This window comes from Arcticibacterium sp. GJ41-1 (assembly GCF_055808875.1).
Genome location: NZ_CM147888.1, coordinates 2390512 through 2412582, shown reverse-complemented (window position 1 = coordinate 2412582; position 22071 = coordinate 2390512). Strand labels below are relative to the sequence as shown.

26 protein-coding genes and 1 other RNA gene are annotated in these 22071 nt (G+C 36.6%); 16 read left to right on the top strand and 11 right to left on the bottom strand.

Annotation, left to right across the window (positions count from 1 at the left end):
* The first annotated feature begins 11 nt into the window (after nt 1-11).
* The 4 genes from ung (at nt 12) to AC0L6O_RS09865 (ending at nt 1822) form a co-directional block, all read left to right on the top strand.
* A complete protein-coding gene (gene ung / locus AC0L6O_RS09880) occupies nt 12-677 on the top strand; it encodes a uracil-DNA glycosylase (RefSeq protein ID WP_473308210.1) in 666 nt (221 codons plus the stop codon).
* A 120-nt stretch (nt 678-797) separates the two neighbouring features.
* A complete protein-coding gene (locus AC0L6O_RS09875; RefSeq protein ID WP_473308208.1) occupies nt 798-1136 on the top strand; it encodes an ArsR/SmtB family transcription factor in 339 nt (112 codons plus the stop codon).
* The gene (locus AC0L6O_RS09870; protein ID WP_473308206.1) at nt 1120-1581 is read left to right on the top strand and encodes an SRPBCC family protein; all 462 of its coding nucleotides are present in this window, start codon (nt 1120-1122) and stop codon (nt 1579-1581) included. The genes AC0L6O_RS09875 and AC0L6O_RS09870 overlap by 17 nt, the downstream gene beginning before the upstream one ends.
* A 4-nt stretch (nt 1582-1585) precedes the next feature.
* On the top strand, nt 1586-1822 hold the full coding sequence (locus tag AC0L6O_RS09865; protein WP_473308204.1) for a DUF1059 domain-containing protein: 237 nt from the start codon (nt 1586-1588) through the stop codon (nt 1820-1822).
* A 75-nt stretch (nt 1823-1897) separates the two neighbouring features.
* Here the strand turns inward: AC0L6O_RS09865 and lepB are convergent, their stop codons facing one another.
* From lepB to AC0L6O_RS09840, 5 genes are all read right to left on the bottom strand, one after another.
* A complete protein-coding gene (gene lepB, locus AC0L6O_RS09860; protein ID WP_473308202.1) occupies nt 1898-3022 on the bottom strand; it encodes a signal peptidase I in 1125 nt (374 codons plus the stop codon).
* A gap of 80 nt (nt 3023-3102) precedes the next feature.
* On the bottom strand, nt 3103-3819 hold the full coding sequence (gene dapB, locus AC0L6O_RS09855; protein WP_473308200.1) for a 4-hydroxy-tetrahydrodipicolinate reductase: 717 nt from the start codon (nt 3817-3819) through the stop codon (nt 3103-3105).
* A 72-nt stretch (nt 3820-3891) separates the two neighbouring features.
* Entirely contained in the window at nt 3892-4719 is an 828-nt protein-coding gene (locus AC0L6O_RS09850) for a DUF5683 domain-containing protein (protein WP_473308198.1), read from the bottom strand.
* A gap of 34 nt (nt 4720-4753) precedes the next feature.
* A complete protein-coding gene (locus AC0L6O_RS09845) occupies nt 4754-5638 on the bottom strand; it encodes a ParB/RepB/Spo0J family partition protein (protein ID WP_473308196.1) in 885 nt (294 codons plus the stop codon).
* A complete protein-coding gene (locus tag AC0L6O_RS09840; RefSeq protein WP_473308194.1) occupies nt 5635-6258 on the bottom strand; it encodes a ParA family protein in 624 nt (207 codons plus the stop codon). Before AC0L6O_RS09840 ends, AC0L6O_RS09845 begins: the two co-directional genes overlap by 4 nt.
* A gap of 238 nt (nt 6259-6496) precedes the next feature.
* Here AC0L6O_RS09840 and AC0L6O_RS09835 point away from each other — a divergent pair, with 238 nt between their 5' ends.
* The 3 genes from AC0L6O_RS09835 to AC0L6O_RS09825 all read left to right on the top strand — a co-directional run bounded on the left by AC0L6O_RS09835 (nt 6497) and on the right by AC0L6O_RS09825 (nt 8056).
* Complete coding sequence (locus AC0L6O_RS09835) at nt 6497-7018, top strand: Crp/Fnr family transcriptional regulator (protein WP_473308192.1); 522 nt, start codon at nt 6497-6499, stop codon at nt 7016-7018.
* Between the two features lie 89 nt (nt 7019-7107).
* Entirely contained in the window at nt 7108-7638 is a 531-nt protein-coding gene (locus AC0L6O_RS09830) for a YceI family protein (protein ID WP_473308190.1), read from the top strand.
* 19 nt (nt 7639-7657) lie between these two features.
* Nucleotides 7658-8056 (top strand): hypothetical protein, encoded by a 399-nt coding sequence (locus tag AC0L6O_RS09825; protein ID WP_473308189.1) that lies wholly within the window; start codon nt 7658-7660, stop codon nt 8054-8056.
* 174 nt (nt 8057-8230) lie between these two features.
* Here AC0L6O_RS09825 and AC0L6O_RS09820 read toward each other — a convergent pair whose 3' ends face one another.
* Complete coding sequence (locus tag AC0L6O_RS09820; RefSeq protein WP_473308187.1) at nt 8231-9016, bottom strand: TauD/TfdA family dioxygenase; 786 nt, start codon at nt 9014-9016, stop codon at nt 8231-8233.
* A gap of 179 nt (nt 9017-9195) precedes the next feature.
* Between AC0L6O_RS09820 and AC0L6O_RS09815 the strand changes: the two genes are divergently transcribed.
* Nucleotides 9196-10185 (top strand): alpha/beta hydrolase, encoded by a 990-nt coding sequence (locus AC0L6O_RS09815; RefSeq protein WP_473308185.1) that lies wholly within the window; start codon nt 9196-9198, stop codon nt 10183-10185.
* A gap of 4 nt (nt 10186-10189) precedes the next feature.
* Here AC0L6O_RS09815 and AC0L6O_RS09810 read toward each other — a convergent pair whose 3' ends face one another.
* Nucleotides 10190-12535: a T9SS type A sorting domain-containing protein gene (locus AC0L6O_RS09810; protein ID WP_473308183.1), complete on the bottom strand. Its 2346-nt coding sequence runs from the start codon at nt 12533-12535 to the stop codon at nt 10190-10192.
* On the bottom strand, nt 12532-12873 hold the full coding sequence (locus tag AC0L6O_RS09805) for a transmembrane 220 family protein (protein ID WP_473308182.1): 342 nt from the start codon (nt 12871-12873) through the stop codon (nt 12532-12534). The genes AC0L6O_RS09810 and AC0L6O_RS09805 overlap by 4 nt, the downstream gene beginning before the upstream one ends.
* A 161-nt stretch (nt 12874-13034) precedes the next feature.
* Between AC0L6O_RS09805 and ffs the strand changes: the two genes are divergently transcribed.
* The 3 genes from ffs to AC0L6O_RS09790 all read left to right on the top strand — a co-directional run bounded on the left by ffs (nt 13035) and on the right by AC0L6O_RS09790 (nt 14578).
* Nucleotides 13035-13119: signal recognition particle sRNA small type (gene ffs / locus AC0L6O_RS09800), an RNA gene on the top strand.
* A gap of 42 nt (nt 13120-13161) precedes the next feature.
* Nucleotides 13162-13818: a fructose-6-phosphate aldolase gene (gene fsa, locus AC0L6O_RS09795; protein ID WP_341225603.1), complete on the top strand. Its 657-nt coding sequence runs from the start codon at nt 13162-13164 to the stop codon at nt 13816-13818.
* A gap of 40 nt (nt 13819-13858) precedes the next feature.
* The gene (locus AC0L6O_RS09790) at nt 13859-14578 is read left to right on the top strand and encodes a cell division ATP-binding protein FtsE (protein ID WP_473308180.1); all 720 of its coding nucleotides are present in this window, start codon (nt 13859-13861) and stop codon (nt 14576-14578) included.
* Here AC0L6O_RS09790 and AC0L6O_RS09785 read toward each other — a convergent pair.
* From AC0L6O_RS09785 to kdsB, 3 genes are read right to left on the bottom strand one after another with little or no spacing between them, the layout of a single operon-like run.
* A complete protein-coding gene (locus AC0L6O_RS09785) occupies nt 14562-15251 on the bottom strand; it encodes a hypothetical protein (protein WP_473308178.1) in 690 nt (229 codons plus the stop codon). The two genes, AC0L6O_RS09790 and AC0L6O_RS09785, sit on opposite strands and share 17 nt — an antisense overlap.
* Nucleotides 15251-16816: a T9SS response regulator signal transducer PorX gene (gene porX / locus AC0L6O_RS09780; RefSeq protein WP_473308177.1), complete on the bottom strand. Its 1566-nt coding sequence runs from the start codon at nt 16814-16816 to the stop codon at nt 15251-15253. Before porX ends, AC0L6O_RS09785 begins: the two co-directional genes overlap by 1 nt.
* A gap of 59 nt (nt 16817-16875) precedes the next feature.
* Nucleotides 16876-17619, bottom strand: a complete 744-nt coding sequence (kdsB, locus tag AC0L6O_RS09775; protein ID WP_473308175.1) for a 3-deoxy-manno-octulosonate cytidylyltransferase — start codon at nt 17617-17619, stop codon at nt 16876-16878.
* Between the two features lie 113 nt (nt 17620-17732).
* Between kdsB and AC0L6O_RS09770 the strand changes: the two genes are divergently transcribed.
* From AC0L6O_RS09770 to AC0L6O_RS09750, 5 genes are all read left to right on the top strand, one after another.
* On the top strand, nt 17733-18584 hold the full coding sequence (locus AC0L6O_RS09770; RefSeq protein WP_473308174.1) for a septal ring lytic transglycosylase RlpA family protein: 852 nt from the start codon (nt 17733-17735) through the stop codon (nt 18582-18584).
* A 158-nt stretch (nt 18585-18742) separates the two neighbouring features.
* Nucleotides 18743-19519 carry a TIGR02757 family protein gene (locus AC0L6O_RS09765; protein ID WP_473308173.1) on the top strand — a complete coding sequence of 259 codons (777 nt, stop codon included), beginning with the start codon at nt 18743-18745 and terminating at the stop codon, nt 19517-19519.
* 146 nt (nt 19520-19665) lie between these two features.
* The gene (locus AC0L6O_RS09760) at nt 19666-20541 is read left to right on the top strand and encodes an aldose epimerase family protein (protein ID WP_473308172.1); all 876 of its coding nucleotides are present in this window, start codon (nt 19666-19668) and stop codon (nt 20539-20541) included.
* A gap of 23 nt (nt 20542-20564) precedes the next feature.
* Nucleotides 20565-21158 carry a bifunctional nuclease family protein gene (locus AC0L6O_RS09755; protein WP_473308171.1) on the top strand — a complete coding sequence of 198 codons (594 nt, stop codon included), beginning with the start codon at nt 20565-20567 and terminating at the stop codon, nt 21156-21158.
* A gap of 52 nt (nt 21159-21210) precedes the next feature.
* Nucleotides 21211-22065, top strand: a complete 855-nt coding sequence (locus AC0L6O_RS09750; protein WP_473308169.1) for a lysophospholipid acyltransferase family protein — start codon at nt 21211-21213, stop codon at nt 22063-22065.
* Nucleotides 22066-22071: the final 6 nt, after the last annotated feature.

Here is a 22071-nt window from a genome sequence, read left to right as displayed (position 1 = left end):
ATACCATTAGTATGGATGTAAAAATAGAGAGCTCTTGGAAAGAGGCTTTAAGTGAAGAATTTAAGAAAGATTACTTCGAAAATCTAATCCAATTTGTAAGACAAGAGTACGCTCAAACTCGCTGCTACCCGCCCGCAAAATTAATCTTCAATGCCTTTGACAGTTGCCCTTTTGAAGATGTAAAAGTAGTTATTTTAGGACAAGATCCTTACCACGGACCCAATCAGGCTCATGGGCTATGCTTTTCTGTAAATGATGGCGTGCCTTTACCTCCTTCTTTAAAAAATATTTTCAAAGAACTAAAAGACGATATAGGAAAGGAAATTCCGGATTCTGGCAGTTTACAAGCTTGGGCAAATCAAGGGGTTTTACTTCTTAACGCTACCCTTAGTGTAAGAGCAAATCAAGCAGGTTCGCATCAAAAAAAAGGTTGGGAAAGTTTTACCGATGCCGTTATTGACCACATAAACAAAGAAAAAGAAGGTGTAGTGTTTATGCTTTGGGGCAATTATGCCCAAAACAAGGGAAAACTAATTGACGAAACTAAGCACTTGGTTTTAAAAGCCAGACACCCCTCCCCTCTAGCTGCCAACTTTGGTGGCTGGTTTGGTCAAAAACACTTTTCGCAGTGTAATACCTATTTGAAAAACTCAAATAAGCAGCCTATCGTCTGGTAATTAGCTCAATACTTAGCAATCTAATATTGTATAAATTCGGCTTTAGCGAAAATAATACCCAAACATTTGCGTAACCAAACGATTACATATAAATTTGTAACCAATTAGTTACATAAAATTATGCGAAGGGACGTTTTTCAGGCCATTGCCGACCCTGTTAGAAGGGACATTATAGAACTGCTGGCAGAGGAAACACTTTCGGTTAATTCCATAGCCGAGAAATTTGAAATTAGCCGACCTGCCATTTCTAAACACCTAAAGATTCTAAAGGAATGTGAAATAATTGATTATAAAAAAGACGGCAGAGAGCGGTTTTGTTTCATCCAGCCTAAAAACCTAATTCCTGCCTTTATGTGGATAGAGCAATACCGCAAATTATGGGAAGGCAAATTAGACTCTTTTGAAAACTATTTATACGAACTACAATCCAAAACTAAAGAGAATGGAACAAGACAGTAATAGAACAATATCAATCAATAGAACCTTTAACGCCCCTATTGAATTGGTTTGGGAAGCATGGACACAGGCAGAACACATTGCCAAATGGTGGAGTCCGAAGGGAATAGAAACTAAGGTCATAGAGCACGATTTTAGTATGGGCGGAAAATGGAAATACATAATGCCAATGCCAAACGGTCAAGAGTTTACTGCCGAAGGCCAATACACTGAAATAGTAAAACTGAAGAAAATTATTTCATCAGCGAACTTTAGACCTATGACAGAGGGAGTGGAAATACAATCGCTCTTTAAAGAGAATGGCGATAAAACAGACTTCACTTTTAATGTGATTCACCCTACTGAGGCGTACAAAATCCAACAAGAGAAAATGGGCATCATGAACGGTTGGGGTTCTGTATTTAACAGACTTGACGAACTATTAAAAAACACCAAACATAAAATATAAGAATATGAAAACAATGACCTGCAAACAGTTAGGAGGAGCGTGCGACAAAGAATTTCAAGCCGCTACATTTGAAGAAATTGCCGAGATGAGTAAAGCTCATGGTACTGAAATGTTCCAAAAAGGTGATAAAGTACATTTGGAAGCCATGAACCAAATGGGAGAATTAATGCAATCGCCCGATGCAATGATGGAGTGGTTTAGCAATAAAAGAAAAGAGTTTGACGCTTTACCTGAAAACTAAAAACTCGCTCCATCTTTTAACATAAAAAAAACGACCTCTTTTGAAGGTCGTTTTCTGTATAATTTGATATCAGTTTTACTTAATCAAACTGAATAATCTTTTCCATCTGATTTTGTTTAGGAAGCTTCCTTCCGCATCAATAGACATCCAGATAAACACTGCTTTACCCACTATGTGGTCTGCAGGTACAAAACCCCAAAAACGGCTATCGTCAGACTCATAACGGTTATCACCCATCATGAAGTAGTAATCTTGCTTGAAAGTGTATTCTGATATAGAAGAACCATCAATATAAATTTTACCGTCTTTAACCTCCGCATTATCGTTGTGGTCAAAAGTGGTGATTACGCCTTTATAAAGAGCAAAGTTCTTTTCGTCGTTAAGGTCTATAGTCATTCCCTTTTTAGGAATAGTCACTGGGCCAAAGTTATCTCTGTTCCAGTTCATCAATTCTGGCTTGTATGGGAACGTTTTATAAGGTGTAGTTTCATCACCTGCTTCTATGATATCTGGGTAGATATTAGAAATAAAATCAAGTCCGTTAAGATTATCAACAGCACTTTCCGTAGCGTTTATAGCGTAATAGTATTTGCCATCTTGCGTTCCTGAGCCACGCTCCGTAACATCATACTTTTTCCAAAGATTAGGATTGATATTGGTATTACTTTCTACGGTATACCATTTTTGAAGCCCGTCTGGATCCTCCACAGCTTTATCGTTAACGTAAACCTGAGCATCTTTTATGCTTACCACATCTCCAGCTATTCCAATACATCTTTTGATATAGTTCGTTCTTAAGTCTACCGGGTATTTGTCAAAACCACCAAATTGGTCTGGTCTTTCAGGGCAACCTGGGTAGTTAAAAACCACCACATCATTATTCTTTACGCTGGTAAAGCCTGGTAGCCTGTAGTTTGGTAATTGTATTGCCGTAGAATACGAAGGGATGTCTGTAAACCAAATTTTTTGGTGCGTAAGAGGAACTTGTAAGATAGTACCTGGCGTACGTGTACCGTAATGCACCTTGCTCACAAACAAGAAATCATTAACCAACAAGCTTTTTTCCATAGAGCCTGTAGGGATGGTGTATGCCTCTAAAAGCAGCCATCTTATTAAGGTGGCGGCTACTACCGCAAATAATACAGAATCAAACCATTCTCTGATTGGACCTTTCTTTTTCTTTACTTCTTCTGTTGCCATTTAGCTATTAAAATTTGGGCGAAACTAATTTAATTATTTCAATAATACTTTAAAAATTGTAGGAAGGGTCAATATTGAGGCTAAAAACCAAGCATTTCATCCATTCCCACTACACCTTTCTGATTTTTGACCCATTCTGCCGCAATCACAGCACCCAGTGCAAAACCCTGTCTGCTCTTGGCTTCATGCCTAATCTCAATCTCGTCTACATCAGAAATATACTTGATAGTATGTGTTCCCGGAACCTTCCCTTCACGCAAACTCCAGATAGGAACTTCGTCTGCTTTTGGAATGGCCTGATTAACCCATGATTTTTTAGAATCATTGTTCTCCATGATGCCTTCGGCCAATGTGATGGCGGTTCCGCTAGGTGAATCTAATTTTTCTGTATGATGAATTTCGGAGCTTGTAATTTCATACTGTGGCTGCCCATTCATCAGTTTTGCTAACTGCTTATTTAGCTGAAAGAAAAGGTTTACCCCTACACTATAATTACTGGCGTAAAAGAAAGTGGTATCGTTTGCTTTACAAAGGCTTTCAATTTCTGTTCTGTGTTCTAACCAGCCCGTAGTTCCTGAAACCGTTTTCAAACCCTTTGACATACAAAACTTCAAGTTTTCGTAGGCTGATGCCGGTGAGCTAAACTCTATTACCACATCCGTATTTTCAGGACTCATTTTTTCCCTATCGGTCAAATTAGAAACATCTATTTTAAAGGAAATTTCATGGCCACGGTCTAAAGCTATTTGCTCTATAACCTTTCCCATTTTCCCATAACCTAACAGTGCAATTTTCATCTTTTATATTTTCTAAAATTCTAAATCAATCATCGTCAAACAACCTTACTCAGGCCAAAACCCGAAAAGATTTTATTTGAAACTAAAAGCCACTTTAACACCAGAAGCATGCATCCCGAAGGTTTCTGGCCCTGCTGGTGACACTCGCCATGATATATCATCAGACACATCAAAAGACTTTAAATGAGCTGCCACATTAGCCTCTAAAGCAAAAAACAACCAACCTGCCGCAAAACCTATGATAGAGGCATCTCGCCATCTTCTATACTGGTCTTTGGCCGATTTAAAAGTGGCAGTGCTAAACGCACCAATCACATCATCATTTTCCGTGCTTTGGGCAATATAATAGTCTTCTACAAAACCGTCAACTTCTCCATTTTGAGCCAATAAGACAAATTGGTTTCCTTCGGTATCTTGTAAGTAAAAAGTACTGTTGTCGGCATCATTTGATAAGAAAAACTCAAAACCAGCAGACGGTACAGCATTCTCAGAAGTTATGGTAGTTCCTTCATAAAAAACCAATCCCCTACTAAGAAGCGTAGCACGACTATAGTGCCCTAAATACTTTTGGTATCTTATATTATTAGTATGTGCTCCAAAATACCAACCAGCTCCTGCTGCTCCGTATACCAAACCCATTTTCCAGTAATCTCTATTGGTGTATTGTCCCCATCCAGGTAAAAACAACGAACGAACAAAAGCAATCTTTGGCTTTTCGTCTGGCTCATAAGGCTGAAAGCCAAAAGTTTTAGCCAATGTTTTCAGGAATACTTTTGAGGTATCTTTCGATTTTAACTCCACATTTTTAACCAGTGAATCTAATTGAATCACTGTAGAGTCTTTTTGCCCAAGGGCAGCAAAACTCAGTAGAAAGAAAAATAAAAGATTAAAAGACCTCATAGGGGTATAAAACGGAATAGCAGACAATAAAATTCTACTTCTTTTTCAGTCTGTTTAATATTTCTTCCAATTGCTCTGTAGATTTAAACGGAATCTTAATTTCGCCTTTGCTTTTTGCATCAGACTTCACCAAAACTTTAGTTCCAAACCACGAAGCCAAACTCTCCTGAAGATTTAAGTGCTCATTTCTTAAAGCAGACACTTTCTTAGGTGCTTTTTCTTCTACTTCTTTTTGATTAATGGTTCTTACCCACTCCTCTATTTTTCTCACCGAAAGCTGGTCTGTCACGGCCTTTTTAAAAACCTTCGACATCATGGCCTCATCATCTAAACCTAAAATGGCTCTAGCATGCCCCATTGAAATAGCTTTTTCTCGCAATCCTTCCTGAACCTCCGCTGGCAATTTCAGCAAACGCAGGTAATTATTAACCGTAGAGCGTTTCTTACCTACTCTATCGCCTAAGTCTTCCAAGTTTAAACTACAGTCCACCATAAGTCTTTGATAACTCTGAGCTATCTCTATGGCATTTAAGTTTTCTCTTTGAATATTCTCTATCAATGCCATTTCTAGCATCTGCTGACTATCCGCTGTTCTTATATAAGCAGGAATGTTTTTAAGGTTAGCCAATTTTGAAGCCTGCAAACGTCGCTCGCCAGAAATTAACTGATATTTTCCCTCCGAAATTTCTCTCACCGTAATTGGTTGAATAATTCCTTGGGTTCTAATAGAATCGGCCAACTCTTGTAAAGCCTCCTTATCAAAATGTGTTCTTGGTTGGTAAGGGTTAGTTTCTATAGCCGTCAAAGCTATATCTGTACTGAGTACCGCTTTCTCTTCTCCTCCCTCTTTCTTTTCTTCTACTTCCTTTTCAGGTAATAACGCTCCTAAACCTCTACCAAGTCCTCTTCGCTGTTTCATCTGTTTATATCTAAAAGGTTATTTGCTAAATTTAAATACGTAACGGCCGCCTTCTCTGTCATTTTACTTTGAGAAAAGGTCTTAAAATCTTTTTGCCTTGCCAAATAATAATTTCGCTGAATAGCTGGTTCAAAAACGGATGTACCAAAATACTCGGTCAAATTTAATACCGCATTCTCACTCGGTTTTGAACCCTTTCTTAACATTACTGGAATAATTCCCTCCAGCTCAATGCCTAAGTCCGAAACTTTTTGAAAGAAAGGTTTCAAACTATTTAAACCATAATACTCTGCTTCTACAGGAACAATAAGTTTGCTTTCTGAACCCAAACGCTCTGTTACTTTATCAAAGCTATTAATGCTTGCATCTACCAGAATAAATTGAAACTCATCAAATTTGACGGTATCAAAAGCATCCATTTGACAAAAGCTCATAAACGGTGAAATGTATAATACAGCATCACTATTTTTAGGATTAAGCAGGCTGTTAACCCAGCTTTTATCTGTGCCTACAAGTAAGGTCTTTTTGCCCATTGCTCCAAAGCACAAAGCCAAATTAAAAGCTGTGGTGGTTTTGCCAGATTTACTGGCATTATTAGAAATAATGTATGTTTTCGCCATAATTCACCACAAATTTCTTCTTTAAAGATGGCATTGCAAACTTTTGTTCCACGATTTTTCGCACAAATGTTCCACGGCCGTGAATATCAGGTAAAAAGCATTTTTAGAGGCTTTAATCTAAAACCGTTTAATAGTAATTTAAATTTTGAAGTCATTTTGTATATTGCTTAAACCTATCCTATTTTGTTAAACTATTTTTGCCTTTAATAACTTAATTTAGAGTAAAACTATAATTAGAGTGAATAATTTAAAAATTAGCAAAACCAGAACTGTAGCCAAAGGTGAGATACTTTTAAGCAAAGGAGACATTTGTAAACAAGGTTTCATGGTAAAAGAAGGTTGCCTAAAAAGCTACGTTATTGACAATGCTGGCAAAGAACATATTTTACAATTTGCCCCTGAGGGCTGGCTAATTTCTGACTTAGGTAGCTTTACAAATGAAGAACCTACCATGATTTTCATAGACGCTATTGAAAACAGTGTGGTAGACGTCATTTCTAAGTTTGACTTTGATGATTTGAATAACCTAGATAAAGAAACACTGATTAGCATGAATATTAAGTATCGTAACAACTTAATAGCCTCTAATAAAAGAATTATCAACCTCCTGAGTTCCACTGCCGAACATCGTTATAATGAGTTTACGCAGTTATACCCCACACTAGTACAGCGTCTCTCGCTCAAGCAAATCGCTTCTTTTATAGGTATCACGCCCGAATACCTGAGTGATATCAGAAGAAAATTATCAGGCAAAAAGTAGAAAAAAGCATTTCTTAAGATACCTTAATTTTTATCTTACTGCTAAGCCCGAGCTTTGTCTCATTCTTAAACAATAAAAAAAACAAGAAAATGACAAAGCTTAAATTTATCGCAATTATTGTATCCGTTTTTGCTCTAGCTGCATTCACCGTTAAAAATGCTGTTTCATGGAAAATAGCCGAAGGCTACTCTATTAAATTCACTAGCGACGACCCTTCTGGAGTATTCACTAAACTAGCTGGAAATGTTGAATTTGATGAAAACAACCTAGCTTCTTCAAAGTTTGATGTAAAAATAGATGTGGCTTCTATTAACACTGGAAATGGCATGAAAAACAAACATGCAAAAAGTGACAAGTGGTTTGACGCAGAACAATATCCTACTATCAACTTTACATCTAAAAAGTTTGCTAAAACTGCAAGTGGCTATACTGTAACAGGTACTTTAGACATGCACGGTGTTCAAAAGGAATTGACAATGCCCTTCACTTTTAAAAACAATACGTTTGAAAGTAGCTTCACGGTAAACAGACTTGATTATAAAATAGGAACCACAAAAGGAATGTCTAAAAAAGTACCTCTTGACATTAAACTTGATATCGCTGTTCCTGTAACTAAGTAATCTTACAAACTAGAAAATCATGAAAAATCTAATCATGCATGGCTTGTTAGCTGGAATTCTCGCAAGCGTGGGTAGCATTATTTATCTCAACATCTACCAAGAAGCATTTGGAGTTGATTACAGCGAAATAATCAACATAGGCTCTATAGCAGGTTCATGCATGATTGGATGCATACTTATGACCGCTGCTTATGCAGTATTAATACACTATAAAAAGGCAAAACTAATAGGCTGGTTAAATGTAATTATTGCGGTACTTTCTTTTGCAAGTATTATAGGGCCAATAGGCATGAGTTTGCCACTAACTATAGAGTATCCTGAGTTATTCCCAGGCTTAGTGATACCCATGCACTTTTTCCCTGCTCTTGCATTTTTTACTATCTATCCGTTTTTCTTAAAACAAGAGAATCCAGTTTGATTGCTTTTATGCGTTGGAGATGAAGCTCGAAAGTAGCTTCATTTTCAATGTTTAATTTCAGGAGTTCTAGCTTACATAGAAGTAACTTTTGAGTTATAAGCTGTGCAAACAGTGGTAGATGAACACTTTTTAGTGAAGCTGCTTAATTATTCAAATCACTAAAGACTTTAAAAATTAGGCTCCTGCCAAATATTCCTCGTTAAATATAATCTTCCCTTTTACCAGACATCTTTCACCCTTAGTATTAGCGAAATAAGAGTTTCTACCATGTAACAGTCTGTCGTCATGAAAGAACACAGCCTCACCCACCTCTAAAACGGCCGGTAATACTATTCCTGCAGGAACAATTCTTGTCTCTAAGTATTGATGAAAATCCTCTACTAATTTAAGAGCTTCATCTGTGTTATCTTTATCTATACAGTAGTAGTTCCAGTTTGACAAGTACCCACGCTCATCCTTATCTAAAATTTTCCTAACTTTTTTGCTTCCTTGTTTCTCAAAGTTAACATCCGTAGAAAAAAGCCTATCCATTAGTTCTTCTTCCCCATCAAGTTTAAAGCAAGCTACTAATTGGTCTAAATCAAAAAATGTAGTGGCCCCACCTAAAGGAGCTTTTGATTTACAAAAAAAGAACTGGACATTTTGCTGACCATAAAGCTCTGCATAAGAATCGTCTGTATGAAGGGGCTGCCTAGTTTTAGCAGTTCTATATCTATCTTGAATAGCTGGGTCAAAACTTATCTCAATCCATCTATTTTCTACTCTTTTTCCTGTAAGAATATCCTCATTTACATTGTAAGGAGTACCTATACTATCGGCAAATTTTTCGTAAAATTCATCAATTGGAATATCAAGATTATAATTAGCAGCATGAACCACTTTATTATCTCTAAGGGCTTCAGAAAGCTCCTTTTGAGTTTGCTCAGCGTTAGAGAAAACAACCTTTTTGTAGAAATTCATTAGTATAATTAAAAATTGAAAGGATTCATGACTTAATACCTTTTATCAAAGGTAGAATAAGTATAAATATAACAGACCTAAACTAATTTTATTATTAAAAGGGGCCAGAAGATTAAAGTCGCAAATAATCAAACTGATTCCTTAACTTTCGTTTTTAAACTCATCAATAAACCCTAACAATGAAAAAGACCTTAATTATTTTACTAGCATTAATCGGCATTGGTTTCGTTTTTTATAAAAACGGCCCAAAACCTGAGGCTCCAGACTTAAACCAAACTTACAATTTCAAACTTCCTTCTAACCTAGAAGATTTGGAAAGATTCATTTCGGAACGTGAGTCTGCCATACCAGGCATAAAAGCTGATAACGAAGCGGAATTTGTTTGGGCTAATGACTCTGTAAAAGCCATTACACCTTACGCTATAGTTTATATTCATGGTTTTTCTGCATCTCACGTAGAAGGGGCTCCTATTCATGAAAATTTAGCAAAAAGATATAATGCCAATTTATACAAAGCTCGCCTTTCAGAACATGGTATAGACCTTGGCGACGAAACCATGGCAAATATGAATGTTGATGATTACATAGCCTCGGCTGAAGAAGCCTTAGCTATTGGAAAGAAAATAGGTCAAAAGGTTATTTTAGTAGGTACATCGGCAGGTGGTGCTTTAACTACCTACTTAGCTTCAAAGCACTCGGAAATAGAGGCTATAGTTCTTTATTCGCCTTGCATTAAGATATATGACGATAATGCCGAACTTATTGACAACCCATGGGGAAGAGATTTGGCTGAATTAATTCAGGGCAAACCATTTAACGACATTACTCCAAAAAATGATGACCAGCCTAAATACTGGACCATGCATTACAGATTAGAAGGGGTGGTAGCTTTGCAAAACTTCCTTACACACGCCATGACGCCAGAAACTTTCAACGCTGTAAAGTGCCCTGTGTTTATGGGTTATTATTACAAAGATGAAGAGCACCAAGACAATGTAGTTTCAGTACCAGCCATGCTAAAGATGTTTGAGGAGTTAGGAAGTACAGATAAGACTAATATGGCTTTCCCAGAGGCTAATAATCATGTACTAGCCTCATGGGTGCTATCTGAGGGTTTTGAAACTGTTCAGCAAGAAACAGAGAAATTCTTGGACAGAATTATAAAGTAAAATATCAAATTTTGACAAAACGTGAGAAGGAATAAGAGTCGTCTGCATTTCTTATTCTTAGAATATAAGCTCCTGCCGAAAGCTCTGAGATTTTAATTATTCGTTGCGTTTTGTCAAAATACAATTTGAACTGCTCACCTGCCGTATTGATAACAGAAACATCTTTAATGGTAATATTCTCAGCATATTTAAGTACTTCTGATGCTGGGTTAGGATAAATCTTTAATCCTAGTGATGATTTCTCTACTCCTAAAACTTTTCTTACTGTAACTTGGGTACTTGCTAAAGAAGAGCATCCAGCATTTGTACTTACTGTAACTTCATAGCTTCCGCCATTTGCTGTAAGAGCATTAGGAATACTTGGGTTTTGCAAGTCGGATGTATAACCATTTGGCCCAGACCAAACATAAGTATCTCCACCAGAAGCACTTAATTCTATCGTTTGACCTTCGTTATACTCGCCTGCACTATTGGCTTGTGCATTTACAGTAATTACATTGATATCAATATTTGTTGGTTCTGTGGTTTGACAGCCTTCTAAGCTACAAGTTGCTGTAAAGCTAGTTGACGCCGATGGCGATACCTGTATCTGATTAGTTGTTTCTGCAGTAGACCATAGTAAGTTTCCTCGGTCACATTGTCCATTTAAGCTTAATGTGTTATCAGTTTCCGCACATTTCTCTAAAACATCACCTGAAAGGGTTGGTTTAACTAATGCTTTTATTTCGAAAGAAATTGGGTCTGAGGCTAATTCGTCCTGATTTATAAATACCAGAGAATATTCTCCATCTGTAAATTCAGCACCTAAAACAAACTCGTTGTATGCTGTTCCTTGAGCGAGGGGGAAGGAGTTTTCATCCTGCTTGGCTAGAGCAACATAAGTTCCTTCCTCCAAAGTCGCTACAATGGTTTCTGCGGGACAATAAACATCTTTATTAATAGCGGCTTCTAATTTCTGGTCTAAACCAAACTCTCCATTCGCCGAAATATAGTTGGTATAAAGATTATACTTTTCGTTCGCATTTATATCTCCATTAACACCAGAATACAAAGCAATAACTCCACCATCTTCATGCGGAAACACTCTAAAAACCCCATACCAGTCAAATGCCGTTATAGCTAAACCCGTTTCTCCATAAACTTGATTTCCATCGCCATCTAAATGCTGAATTGACAAATCAAAACCTCCCGATTTTTGAGTAAACCATAGATTATAAAGTCCATTTTTCCCATCAGAAGCATATTTATTAGGTGTAAAATAGCTTTTGCCAGTTTGACCTATAAATACCGGCTTTTGCCATAAAACATCACCATTAGTATCAAACCTCGCCGCCATCATTCTGTTGGTATTGTTTGGTTCTATCCACGCTACTGAGCCTCCACCGTCTTCATTTAAACTAACGTGAATATCAAAACCAGTTCCTGAGCCTAACTGAACTCCTCCTGCTCCCCAAATACTATTTAAACCCTCATCTAATCTATGTGCTATTACTTTTCGTCCTGCATCTCCTGTAAGAGTTCTACCTATAATAACTTGACCATTAACTACGGTAAAGTCATCAAACCTTGAATCTCCTGAAAAAGGATTCTTTAGAAAGTCTTTATTTGAAAACAACTCATTTCTATTGCTGTCATAACTTGACAATTCATAATTTCCGAAACCTTTATTTAGCAAAACAATCATTCGCTTGTTAGTTTCATCAAAAACAACCTTAGAACCTTCAAAGTAAGACTCATTTATCAAGAACCAGTTATCCTGAATTTTACCATCAAAATCCATATCAACGCCAACAATAGAGTTACTTCCTGAACCTCTCCCCGTATTGAAAACTACACGAATTTTATTTTCTGCTACTTCTGAAATAGCTAAAGTTCCTAGTGTAACATCTGAATTAGTAATAGCACGGTCTACATTTATTCTTGAAAAGGCATCTGACTGTACCTCTCCTTCCCTAGAAATAAAGTTATACCTAACTTCCTTTTGAGCAGTAGAACCAGGATTAACCACCTTATGCCAAGCCACCATCACATCCCCATTACTTAAAGGACGAATACTTTTTAGTGTGAGAGCATAATTAACCGCATCTATAACTGTTCCTACCTTCACACCGTTTGCTTGCCACTGGGCTTCGCCAAATTTATTTAGCTTTTGAGCATATAGCTCTCCCTTGCCATTTCTAAAATCTGTCCAGCAGTAATAAGTGTTACCAGCATCATCAGTTGCGAATTCAGCATCAAACTCTAAATTACTCTCTATACCTAAAGGGCTAGGCGAATTATCTGATTTGGTCCATTGAGAAAAGCTTGTAAGAAATACAAACTGGAATGCTAAAAGGAGTAAGTTTTTCATTTCTTATCTATAAAACTGTAAATGGTTAAAATGGCCGCACAAATAATAAGGCCTAAAGATTCTCTTCCTAACTCAATATTAAGTGTTTTCATGCCTACTTGGTCCAATAAAACTCCCTCCCATTCTGGTGGAAATTGATTAATTCCCCAAATGAAATAAATCAAGGCAGCAGCCCAATAAGAATCTGAAGTATTTCCTCTAATTTTTCTAAAACCGAGAAATGCAACTAGCAAATACGCCGCTATCCAGGTAATGGGATCTGGATCGTTCAATTGGACTACGGCAGAAAGCACCATCATAAGAACTGAGAACCAGAGTATTATATTTTTGTAAGTCATATTTAATATCAATTCTAAAGCGAAATTAGTAAATCCAACCCTTTGAAACTTCAAAATCCTGAGTTTTAATCAATTAAAGGAGTCCCAAAATTGCATCTAAATATTTTTATAAAATTATCTAGTCAATCATTGGGCTAGATAATAGAAAGTACTACTTTTGTGGCGGCAAATTACCAGCTCCTGCTGAATCCCCCAGGGCCGGAAGGCAGCAAGGGTAGGTGGTTGAGCGGTGAATTTGCCATTTTTTTTTGCTCTACTTAATTATTTCAAACCTATCATATTTTTCACATGAAATTCTTTATTGATACCGCAAGTTTAAAAGATATTCAAGACGCTCAAGACTTAGGAGTTTTAGATGGTGTTACCACTAATCCTTCATTAATGGCCAAAGAGGGAATTGGCGGAGCAGAAAACGTTAACAATCACTACAAAGCTATTTGTGAAATAGTAGATGGTGATGTAAGTGCTGAAGTTATTTCTACCGATTTTGAAGGAATAGTTAGAGAAGGAGAAGCTTTAGTAAAACTTCACGAGCAAATAGTAGTTAAGGTTCCTATGATACCAGAAGGAATTAAAGCTATTAAATACTTCACTGAAAAAGGAATTAGAACTAATTGTACTTTAGTATTCTCTGCAGGTCAAGCTCTTTTAGCTGCCAAAGCAGGTGCTACTTATGTATCTCCTTTTATTGGACGTTTAGACGATATTTCTACTGATGGTCTTCAGTTAATTGAAGATATTAGATTGATTTTTGATAACTACGGCTACCCAACGCAGATTCTTGCTGCTTCTGTTCGTCACCCAATGCATATTTTAGAGTGTGCTAAAATTGGTGCTGATGTAATGACAGGACCACTTTCTGCTATTATGGCTTTAGCCAAACATCCTCTTACAGACAGCGGTTTAGCTAAGTTCTTAGCTGACCACGCTAAAGTAAACGGATAGTCTTTATAAGATTAAATTCTTAAGAAGGTTCAAGAAATAGATGCCAAAGTTTATCTTTGTGTCTATTAAACTTGAACCTTTTTTTATGGTAATTTCTGTAAGCAACGCCGACATCTATCAAAAAGAGAACTTAATTCTTTCTGATGTTAATTTAAATATCAACGAAGGTGAGTTTGTATTTATGATTGGTAAAACTGGAAGCGGAAAATCATCGCTTCTGAAAACCCTCTATGCCGACTTATGGCTAGAAAAAGGCAGAGCTACCGTAGCGGGTTATAACCTTCATGAAATTACTAGAAAAGAAATTCCGATGCTGAGAAGGCAAATAGGAATTGTATTTCAAGATTTCCAGCTTTTGACCGACAGGAATATTAAGAAGAATTTAGTATTCTTTATGAAAGCCATGGGCTGGAAAGAGGAATATCAAATTAATGCTAGAATAGCTGAAGTAATGGTTTTGGTGGGAATGCCAGATATTCTAGAAAAAATGCCTCATCAGCTTTCTGGTGGAGAGCAGCAGCGAATTGCCATAGCAAGGGCTCTATTAAACAACCCTCAAATTCTTTTGGCCGATGAGCCTACAGGAAATTTAGATCCAGAAAAATCGATAGAAATATTGAAACTGTTCTTAAAAATAAATCAAGACTCAGGCACGGCCGTTTTAATGGCTACTCACGATTTAGAGCTTATTGAAAGGTTTCCGAGAAGAACTGTCTTTTGTGACAACGGAACACTAAGCGACCTTACAGAAAACCTGTAAAACCTAGTTTGACCTGAATAGTAGTAGGCTTTATTATGGTTTCTTCATAGTCTGTAGTACCATCAGAAAGTATATAAGCAGAGTTTCTTCTTATGCTTCTCACCTTTTCGGCATACTGATAATAAAGTCCAATATCAACATAACGAAGCTCGCCGTTTCTGTTTTCTCTTTTAATGCCTAAACCAGCCCCTAGCCCATAGTTTTTAGTAGTTTTAGCTACTTTAATAATATTGGTAGTTTCGCCTGAAGATAAAACCTCTGTAATGGTAGAATTTACAAACTCTGGCCCAATAAATAAATCAAAGAAAGGGTTTACTTTACTTGCCGCTAAAATAGGTCTGTAACGAGCCACACCGTTTATCCAAAACGACCTATGACTATTACTGAAACTACCTCCTATTTGACTGTCAACCGGGTCTGTTCCCCAGGGCATAAAACCCACCTCTGCTCCTATCTGCATAGGAGAGTTAACACCAGATTTTCGTTGAAGGTTAAAAAGAAAACCTCCATCAAATCCTATTTTGGAGGTTTTCCTATTATAATTATCTAAATACGTTTTGTATTCGCCTGCGGCAGAACCTGAAACTAAATGGACGTACCAAGAGCCTTTATCTACTTCTTGAGCATTTGATTTAAAACAGATAAACACCACTAGTACTAAAAAATAACGCATTACTTAGCTTTTAAATAAACAAAGGGGATAATCATTTCTTCCATAGAAACACCTCCATGCTGGAACGTGTCTTTATAGTGGCTTACATAATAATTGTAATTATTTGGGTAAGCAAAGAAATGGTCGTCGGTAGTAAAAAAGTATGAGGTGGAAACATTTGGACTTGGTAGTCCAAAATCATCAGGTCTTCTAACCTCTATTACGTGGTCTTTTTTATCCGTAAGATTCAAGTTTTTCCCTTGCTTATAACGCAAGTTGGTATTGACATTTCTGTCTCCCACAATCTTCTTAGGGTTTTTAACTCGTACCATACCATGGTCTGTTGTAATTATTAAACGAGCTTTACTTTCTGATATCATTTTCAATAAATCAAGCAGCGTAGAGTGCTCTAACCATGATTTAGTAATGGAACGGTAAGCTGCTTCATCTGGAGCTAGTTGCTTAATCATAGCAGAATCCGTTCTTGCATGAGAAAGCATATCCACGAAATTATAAACAATACAGTTCAAATCGTTTTGAAGCATATTATTGAAATTATCATTCAATGACTTGCCGTGAGCATTGGTAATAATCTTATGGTATGAGTATCTAATTTTCTTATTAGCTTTTTTCAATTGCCTTTCTAAAAACTCTTTCTCATTTTTATTAAGTCCGTCCTCATTATCTCCCTCATCATTTACCCATAAATCAGGATGTTTCTTAGACATTTCCAAAGGTGTCATACCAGAGAAAATAGCATTTCTGGCATAAGAAGTTGCCGTAGGCACAATAGAGTAATACGTTTCTTCAGTTTCTACAGTAAAATACTCCGTCAAAACATCTCTAATAACTTGCCACTGGTCGAGCCTAAAATTGTCAATCAAAAGAAAGAACAAAGGAGAATTATCTTCCAAAAGTGGAAAAACATTCTTCTTCATCAAATGATGCGACATCACTGGCCTATCAATGTTTGGATTACAAATCCAATCTTCATAGTTTTCTTCAATAAATTGAGAAAACTTATTATTAGCTTCCACCTTTTGCATCTCAAAGACCTCTTCCATAGACTTATCAGAAGATTTCTCTAACTCTAGCTCCCAATAAACAAGTTTCTTATAAATGTCAGCCCACTCGTTATGGTCAATGTGGTCATTGTACTGCATTGCCAAATTTCTGAACTCTTGGGAGTAACTCGAGTTAGTTTTTTCAGAAACCAATCTCTTATTATCTAAAAGCTTCTTAACCGACATCAAAATCTGATTTGGGTTAATTGGCTTAATTAAGTAATCCGCTATCTTAGAGCCAATTGCCTCTTCCATAATGTGCTCTTCTTCAGATTTGGTAATCATCACACATGGTATAGAAGGCTTAATTTTCTTAATCTCCGCTAACGTATCTAGGCCACTCATTCCGGCCATCATCTCATCTAAGAAAACAATATCGTAATTGTTATTTTGAACCTTATCTAATGCATCAGAGCCACTTGGTACTGGAGTCACATCATATCCCTTGCCTTCTAAAAAAACAATATATGGTTTTAGTAGGTCTATCTCATCGTCTGCCCACAGTATCGAATATCTATTCATAATTTAGTAGCTTATTTACTTTAGTTTTCCTGCTATTAATAATGCCTAAAACTGCCGTTTTATTGCTGCTCAAAGCCTAAACCTTTCAAATCTTCTGGCGTGTCAATTCCAACACTATCATAATCAGTCTCTTTGACCATAATTTTATAACCGTAACCTAACCATCTCAGTTGTTCAAGTTTTTCGGTATTCTCCAAAACATTGGTTGGTAACTTAACTATTTGCTCCAGCACGTCGTTTCTAAAAGCATAAATTCCTATATGCTTAAAAAACTCTCCATGCTCTAGCCAATCTGCTTTTTCCACACCTCTGACAAAAGGAATAGCTTGTCTACTAAAATAAAGAGCTTGCTTTCTCATAGTAAGTACAGCTTTTACCACATTGGGGTCATCTAAAGTCTCTAAATCCTTTATTTTTTTTACCGCCGTTGCTATTTCCGTTTTGAAATCTAAAAGGTCAATAACTTCATCTATGAGCTCCGTTCGTATAAAAGGTTCGTCACCTTGAATATTTAGGATGTAGTCATAGTCATTATCAATTTTCAACTGAAGATACGCCTCAGCACAACGGTCGGTTCCACTTGGGTGAGTTTCCGATGTTAAAATAGCTTTTCCACCAAAAGACTCCACATGGTCTTTAATTCTAATATCATCTGTAGCCACCACCAAGTCTGCAATAAGCTCAGATTTGACACTCTGTTCATACACCCGCTGAATGAGTGTTTTTCCCCCTACATCTACTAATGGTTTTCCTGGAAATCGGGTCGATGCGTATCGTGCTGGAATAATTCCTAGTATTTTCAATATTCTTTAAATTTGGAAGTTTTAAATATACAAGATTTGTTTTTTTTCGGACTCCTACACCACCTTAAATGGATAAATTCTTTACATTTGTTACAATAATGCTTCCTAATAAAATGAAAACACTCACTGCAACGATTTTGAGCTTACTGCTCTGCTCGCAAGCTTTTGCGATACTCACTATTCCTAACGATTCTTTGGTGTCTCAAAACGACAGCAATAAAAAGTTTCTTGAGCACAAAGTTAGTTCGGATGAAACACTTTATAGCCTGCTTCGCAAATATAATTGCTCGGCAGATGAAGTTTTCAGTGCAAATCCTTCGCTCCACGGCAGTAGTAATATATATGTCAATCAAATTATAAAGTTCCCTACCGCTGACCCAAACACGGCCATAGTAAGCAGCAGAAAAGCTTCTGAGGTTAATGCTGAGGAAGAAATAAGTACTGTGCACCATGTTCAAGCAAAAGAAACGCTATACAGCATTAGTAAACGGTACAATGTTGATATTGAAAAACTAAAATCTATCAATAAGATTCAAGAAAACGAAATCAGTATAGGGCAAACTTTGATAATTAGAAGTTCGCTAAAAAATTACGAAGAGCATATTGCAAAGAGTGTCCCAAGTAGATTTCCAGATAATAAAGTACCAGACAGGTTTGTGGTACCGAATGCTCCTGTGGGTGAAAAAATAAGTGAAATTGGCATTGCAGAACTTATCTCAACAGACAGAAGCTCTACCAGAATGCTTGCTTTACATAAAACAGCTCCTTTAGGCTCACTTATGACCGTAAAAAATGAAGCTACTGGTGACCGCATAGTGGTAAAAGTGATTGGTAAACTACCCGACACTGGAAATAATGCTAATACTATTGTTAGGCTTTCGCCAACGGCTTTTTACAAGTTAAATCCTAAAGACATTAAATTCAGAGCTGAAGTAGCATACTTTGTGGCTCCTAACGTCAACTAATTGGAAAAATTCAAGCGTATTATTTGGAACATTGTTTTTGGATTATTCTATCCTATCATTACCGTATTTTCTTACATTTTAACAGGATTTCTATCTGTATTTTCTAAATTGTCTAGTGTAATAGCTAAACTCTTAAGCTCTAAAGAAAACAAGGATTAATGTCGCCATTTGAAGAATTAAAGGCCCTTTTAGACGAAAAGTATATTCATTTCAATCGTCCTAACTTTATTCCAAACGACCCTGTTTCTATCCCTCATAAATTTTCTAAGAAAGAAGACATCGAAATTGCAGGCTTCTTTGCATCAATATTAGCTTGGGGACAGCGAAAAACCATTATTAATAAATGTAATGAACTTTTAGAACTGATGGATTATGCTCCGCATGAGTTTATTATCGGTTTTGAACCTCAAGATTTAATTCCCTTAGAAGCTTTTAAGCATCGTACTTTTAATAGTACAGATTGCCTCTATTTTATGGAGTCCTTGCGAAATATTTACGAAAACCATGACGGCTTAGAAGGGGTATTTTCAAAAGCAATAAAAGAAAGTGATGTATCTATAGAGAATGGGCTCATTCATTTCAGGAAAGCCTTCTTTGAGCTAGAAGACTCCCCTGCCCGAACTACCAAACATATAGCCTCTCCTTTGAAGAAATCAGCCTGTAAAAGAATTAACATGTATCTCCGTTGGATGGTCAGAAAAGACAGTAATGGTGTAGATTTTGGCATCTGGAATCAGATAAAACCTAGCCAGTTAGTGTGCCCATGTGATGTACATGTAGAACGTGTAGCCAGAAAGCTCGGATTAATCCAATTGCCCAAACCAAATTGGAACATGGCTATGGAATTAACAGATAATCTGAAACATTTTGACCCAAATGACCCTGTAAAATATGATTTCTCCCTTTTTGGGCTTGGTGTAGAAGGTTACATGTAAATGACTTAAAACCATACCATTGAAACTTCAAAAAACATTTAAAGTCTCTTGCTATAAAATTTAAATTGTCCGCTCTTCCTTTTTAAGAAGATTTTAAGTTTCTACTAAGGGGATTATTTCTATTTTTGCACCGCAAAAATACTTACATGGCGAATCTAATACTTAAGAATAAAACAGGAAGTACAGTAGAAATAGACCTTTCACGAGGTGCTACTATTACTGGACTCCATCTTGGCGGAGAAGACGTAATAAAATATCCGCTTAAAGAAGACGACCCAAAAAAGGGCTACCCATCCGCACTCTTGTTTCCATTTCCAAATAGAATTAAAGACGGCACTTATACTTTTGAAGAAAAAGAATACTCCTTAGAGTTAAATGATATTGACAGTCATAACGCAATTCATGGCTTTATTGCTTTTGAAAGCTTTGACTTAATTTCTCATACAGCAAGTAAATTGGTTGCCCAGTATAATTATGATGGTTATAAAGAAGGCTACCCCTTCCCTTTCCAATTTACAGTTACCTATACACTGAAAGAAAACACTTTAAACCTTACGGTGGATGTGCTAAACACAGGTGATGGTAATATGCCAATGGGATTTGCTTGGCATCCTTACTTTGGGTTTAACAGTGGTGCTATTGGCGATATGACTGTAAAAGTGCCAAGGAGAAGAAAAATAGAACTTAGCGATAGATATATTCCAACAAGTGAATTTGAAATTGAGCGTTCTGAAGTGGTCAAATTAAAGAACACCATTTTGGACAATATCTATACTTTTGACAAAGACACCGACGTTTCTGAAATAGAGCTTCGTTGGAAAAAGAAAAAGCTTAAGGTAAGCCAAAAAACAGGAAAGAATAAGTTGAATTACTTTGTATTATATACTCCAGCTAGTAGAGACTGTATAGCTATTGAGCCACAATCTTGTAATACCAACGCTTTTAATAATGAAGAAGGCTTAATTATTCTTAAAGAAGGCAAGAAAGCTAAATTTGAAATCTCAGTTTCAGTAGAAGGTTAAAAGAGTATTTTTATATTTGTGCAGTGGATAAAATAAAACTAGAAATACTCGATATATCACCTAGCCAAGTTCAGGCAGGTTCTTTTACTATGGTACTAGGCGAAGAGGGAGGAAACCTACGCTTACCTATTATCATTGGTATGTTTGAAGCCCAGGCAATAGCCATTGCTTCAGAAAACATTGAATCAAAAAGACCGTTAACCCATGATTTGTTTGTGTCATTTTCTAGTTCTTTTGACTACACAGTCGAAGAAATATTAATTACAAACATTGATGATGGTGTTTTTTATTCAAAAATAGTTTGCTCTGACGGAATACGTCAAAAAAATATTGACTCTAGGCCTTCGGATGCCATAGCCATCGCATTAAGATTTAATGCCCCCATATATACTACGCAGCATGTACTAGATGAAGCTGGTGTAAATACAGAAGATATTAGGGACGAAAGTGAGCACGAAGAAAAACCTAAGAAAAGTGTGACGGTAAAAGTTGAAGGGGCTAAGCCACTTTCAGAATTCACCATGTCTGAGCTTACTTTAAAACTGAATGAGTCTCTTGAAAATGAAGAGTATGAAAATGCTGCTAAAATTCGAGATGAAATAGAGCGTAGAAATTAAACTACGTACAATCTCCAATTATTTAGCTATTATTGGAGAATAGAAAAACCATATGTTAAAAATCTTAAGAAACTTCTTGCCTTTTAAGGCTATTGGTGATAAGCCATTGTCTAGGATATTGAATTATCTTGATATTTTTGGTTTGTTCCAGTCCGACCCTTTTGGCTACCCCTTGCTTCTTAAAAGGATTGTAATTTTTGTGGCAGGCTGGCCCACTTATTGGCGATTAGCTGTGGCTAATAAGCTGACAATAGAAGGAGGTAATTATTTAAAAGAACTGCCTAACACCAACGTTCTCTTCATATCAAATCATCAAACGTACTTTGCTGATGTAATTACGTTTTATCATATTTTCTCTGCCGCTAAATGGGGAATGTTTAGAAAGCTTTATCCTTTCTACCTATTCTCACCAAGAGCTAAAACCTTTTATGTGGCTGCCCGCGAAACTATGAAATCTGGTTTTATTCCAAAATTATTTGCCTTGGCTGGTGCCATTATGGTAGATAGGTCTTGGCGAGCAAAAGGAGAAAACGTTCAGCGAGATGTAGATACGTCTGCTGCCGATAATGTACAAAAAGGGCTTAATTATGGCTGGGTTGTCACCTTTCCACAAGGAACCACCACCGCCTATGCTCCTATTAGAAAAGGAACTGCTCACCTTATAAAAGATAATAACCCAGTGGTGGTACCTGTGGTTATTGATGGCTTTAGAAGGGCTTTTAATAAAACTGGCTTAACTTACAAAAAGCGTAATACCAACTTAAAAGTCAGGTTTAAGCAACCCATATATTTTGATAAAGATCAACCTCTGGAAGAGATAGTTGCTATGGTCACTAAGATTATTGAGCAGAACGTTCCAGAAAATATTGCGGAGTGGAAAGCAGAGGCTGAAAATTTAAATTCTTAAAAAAGC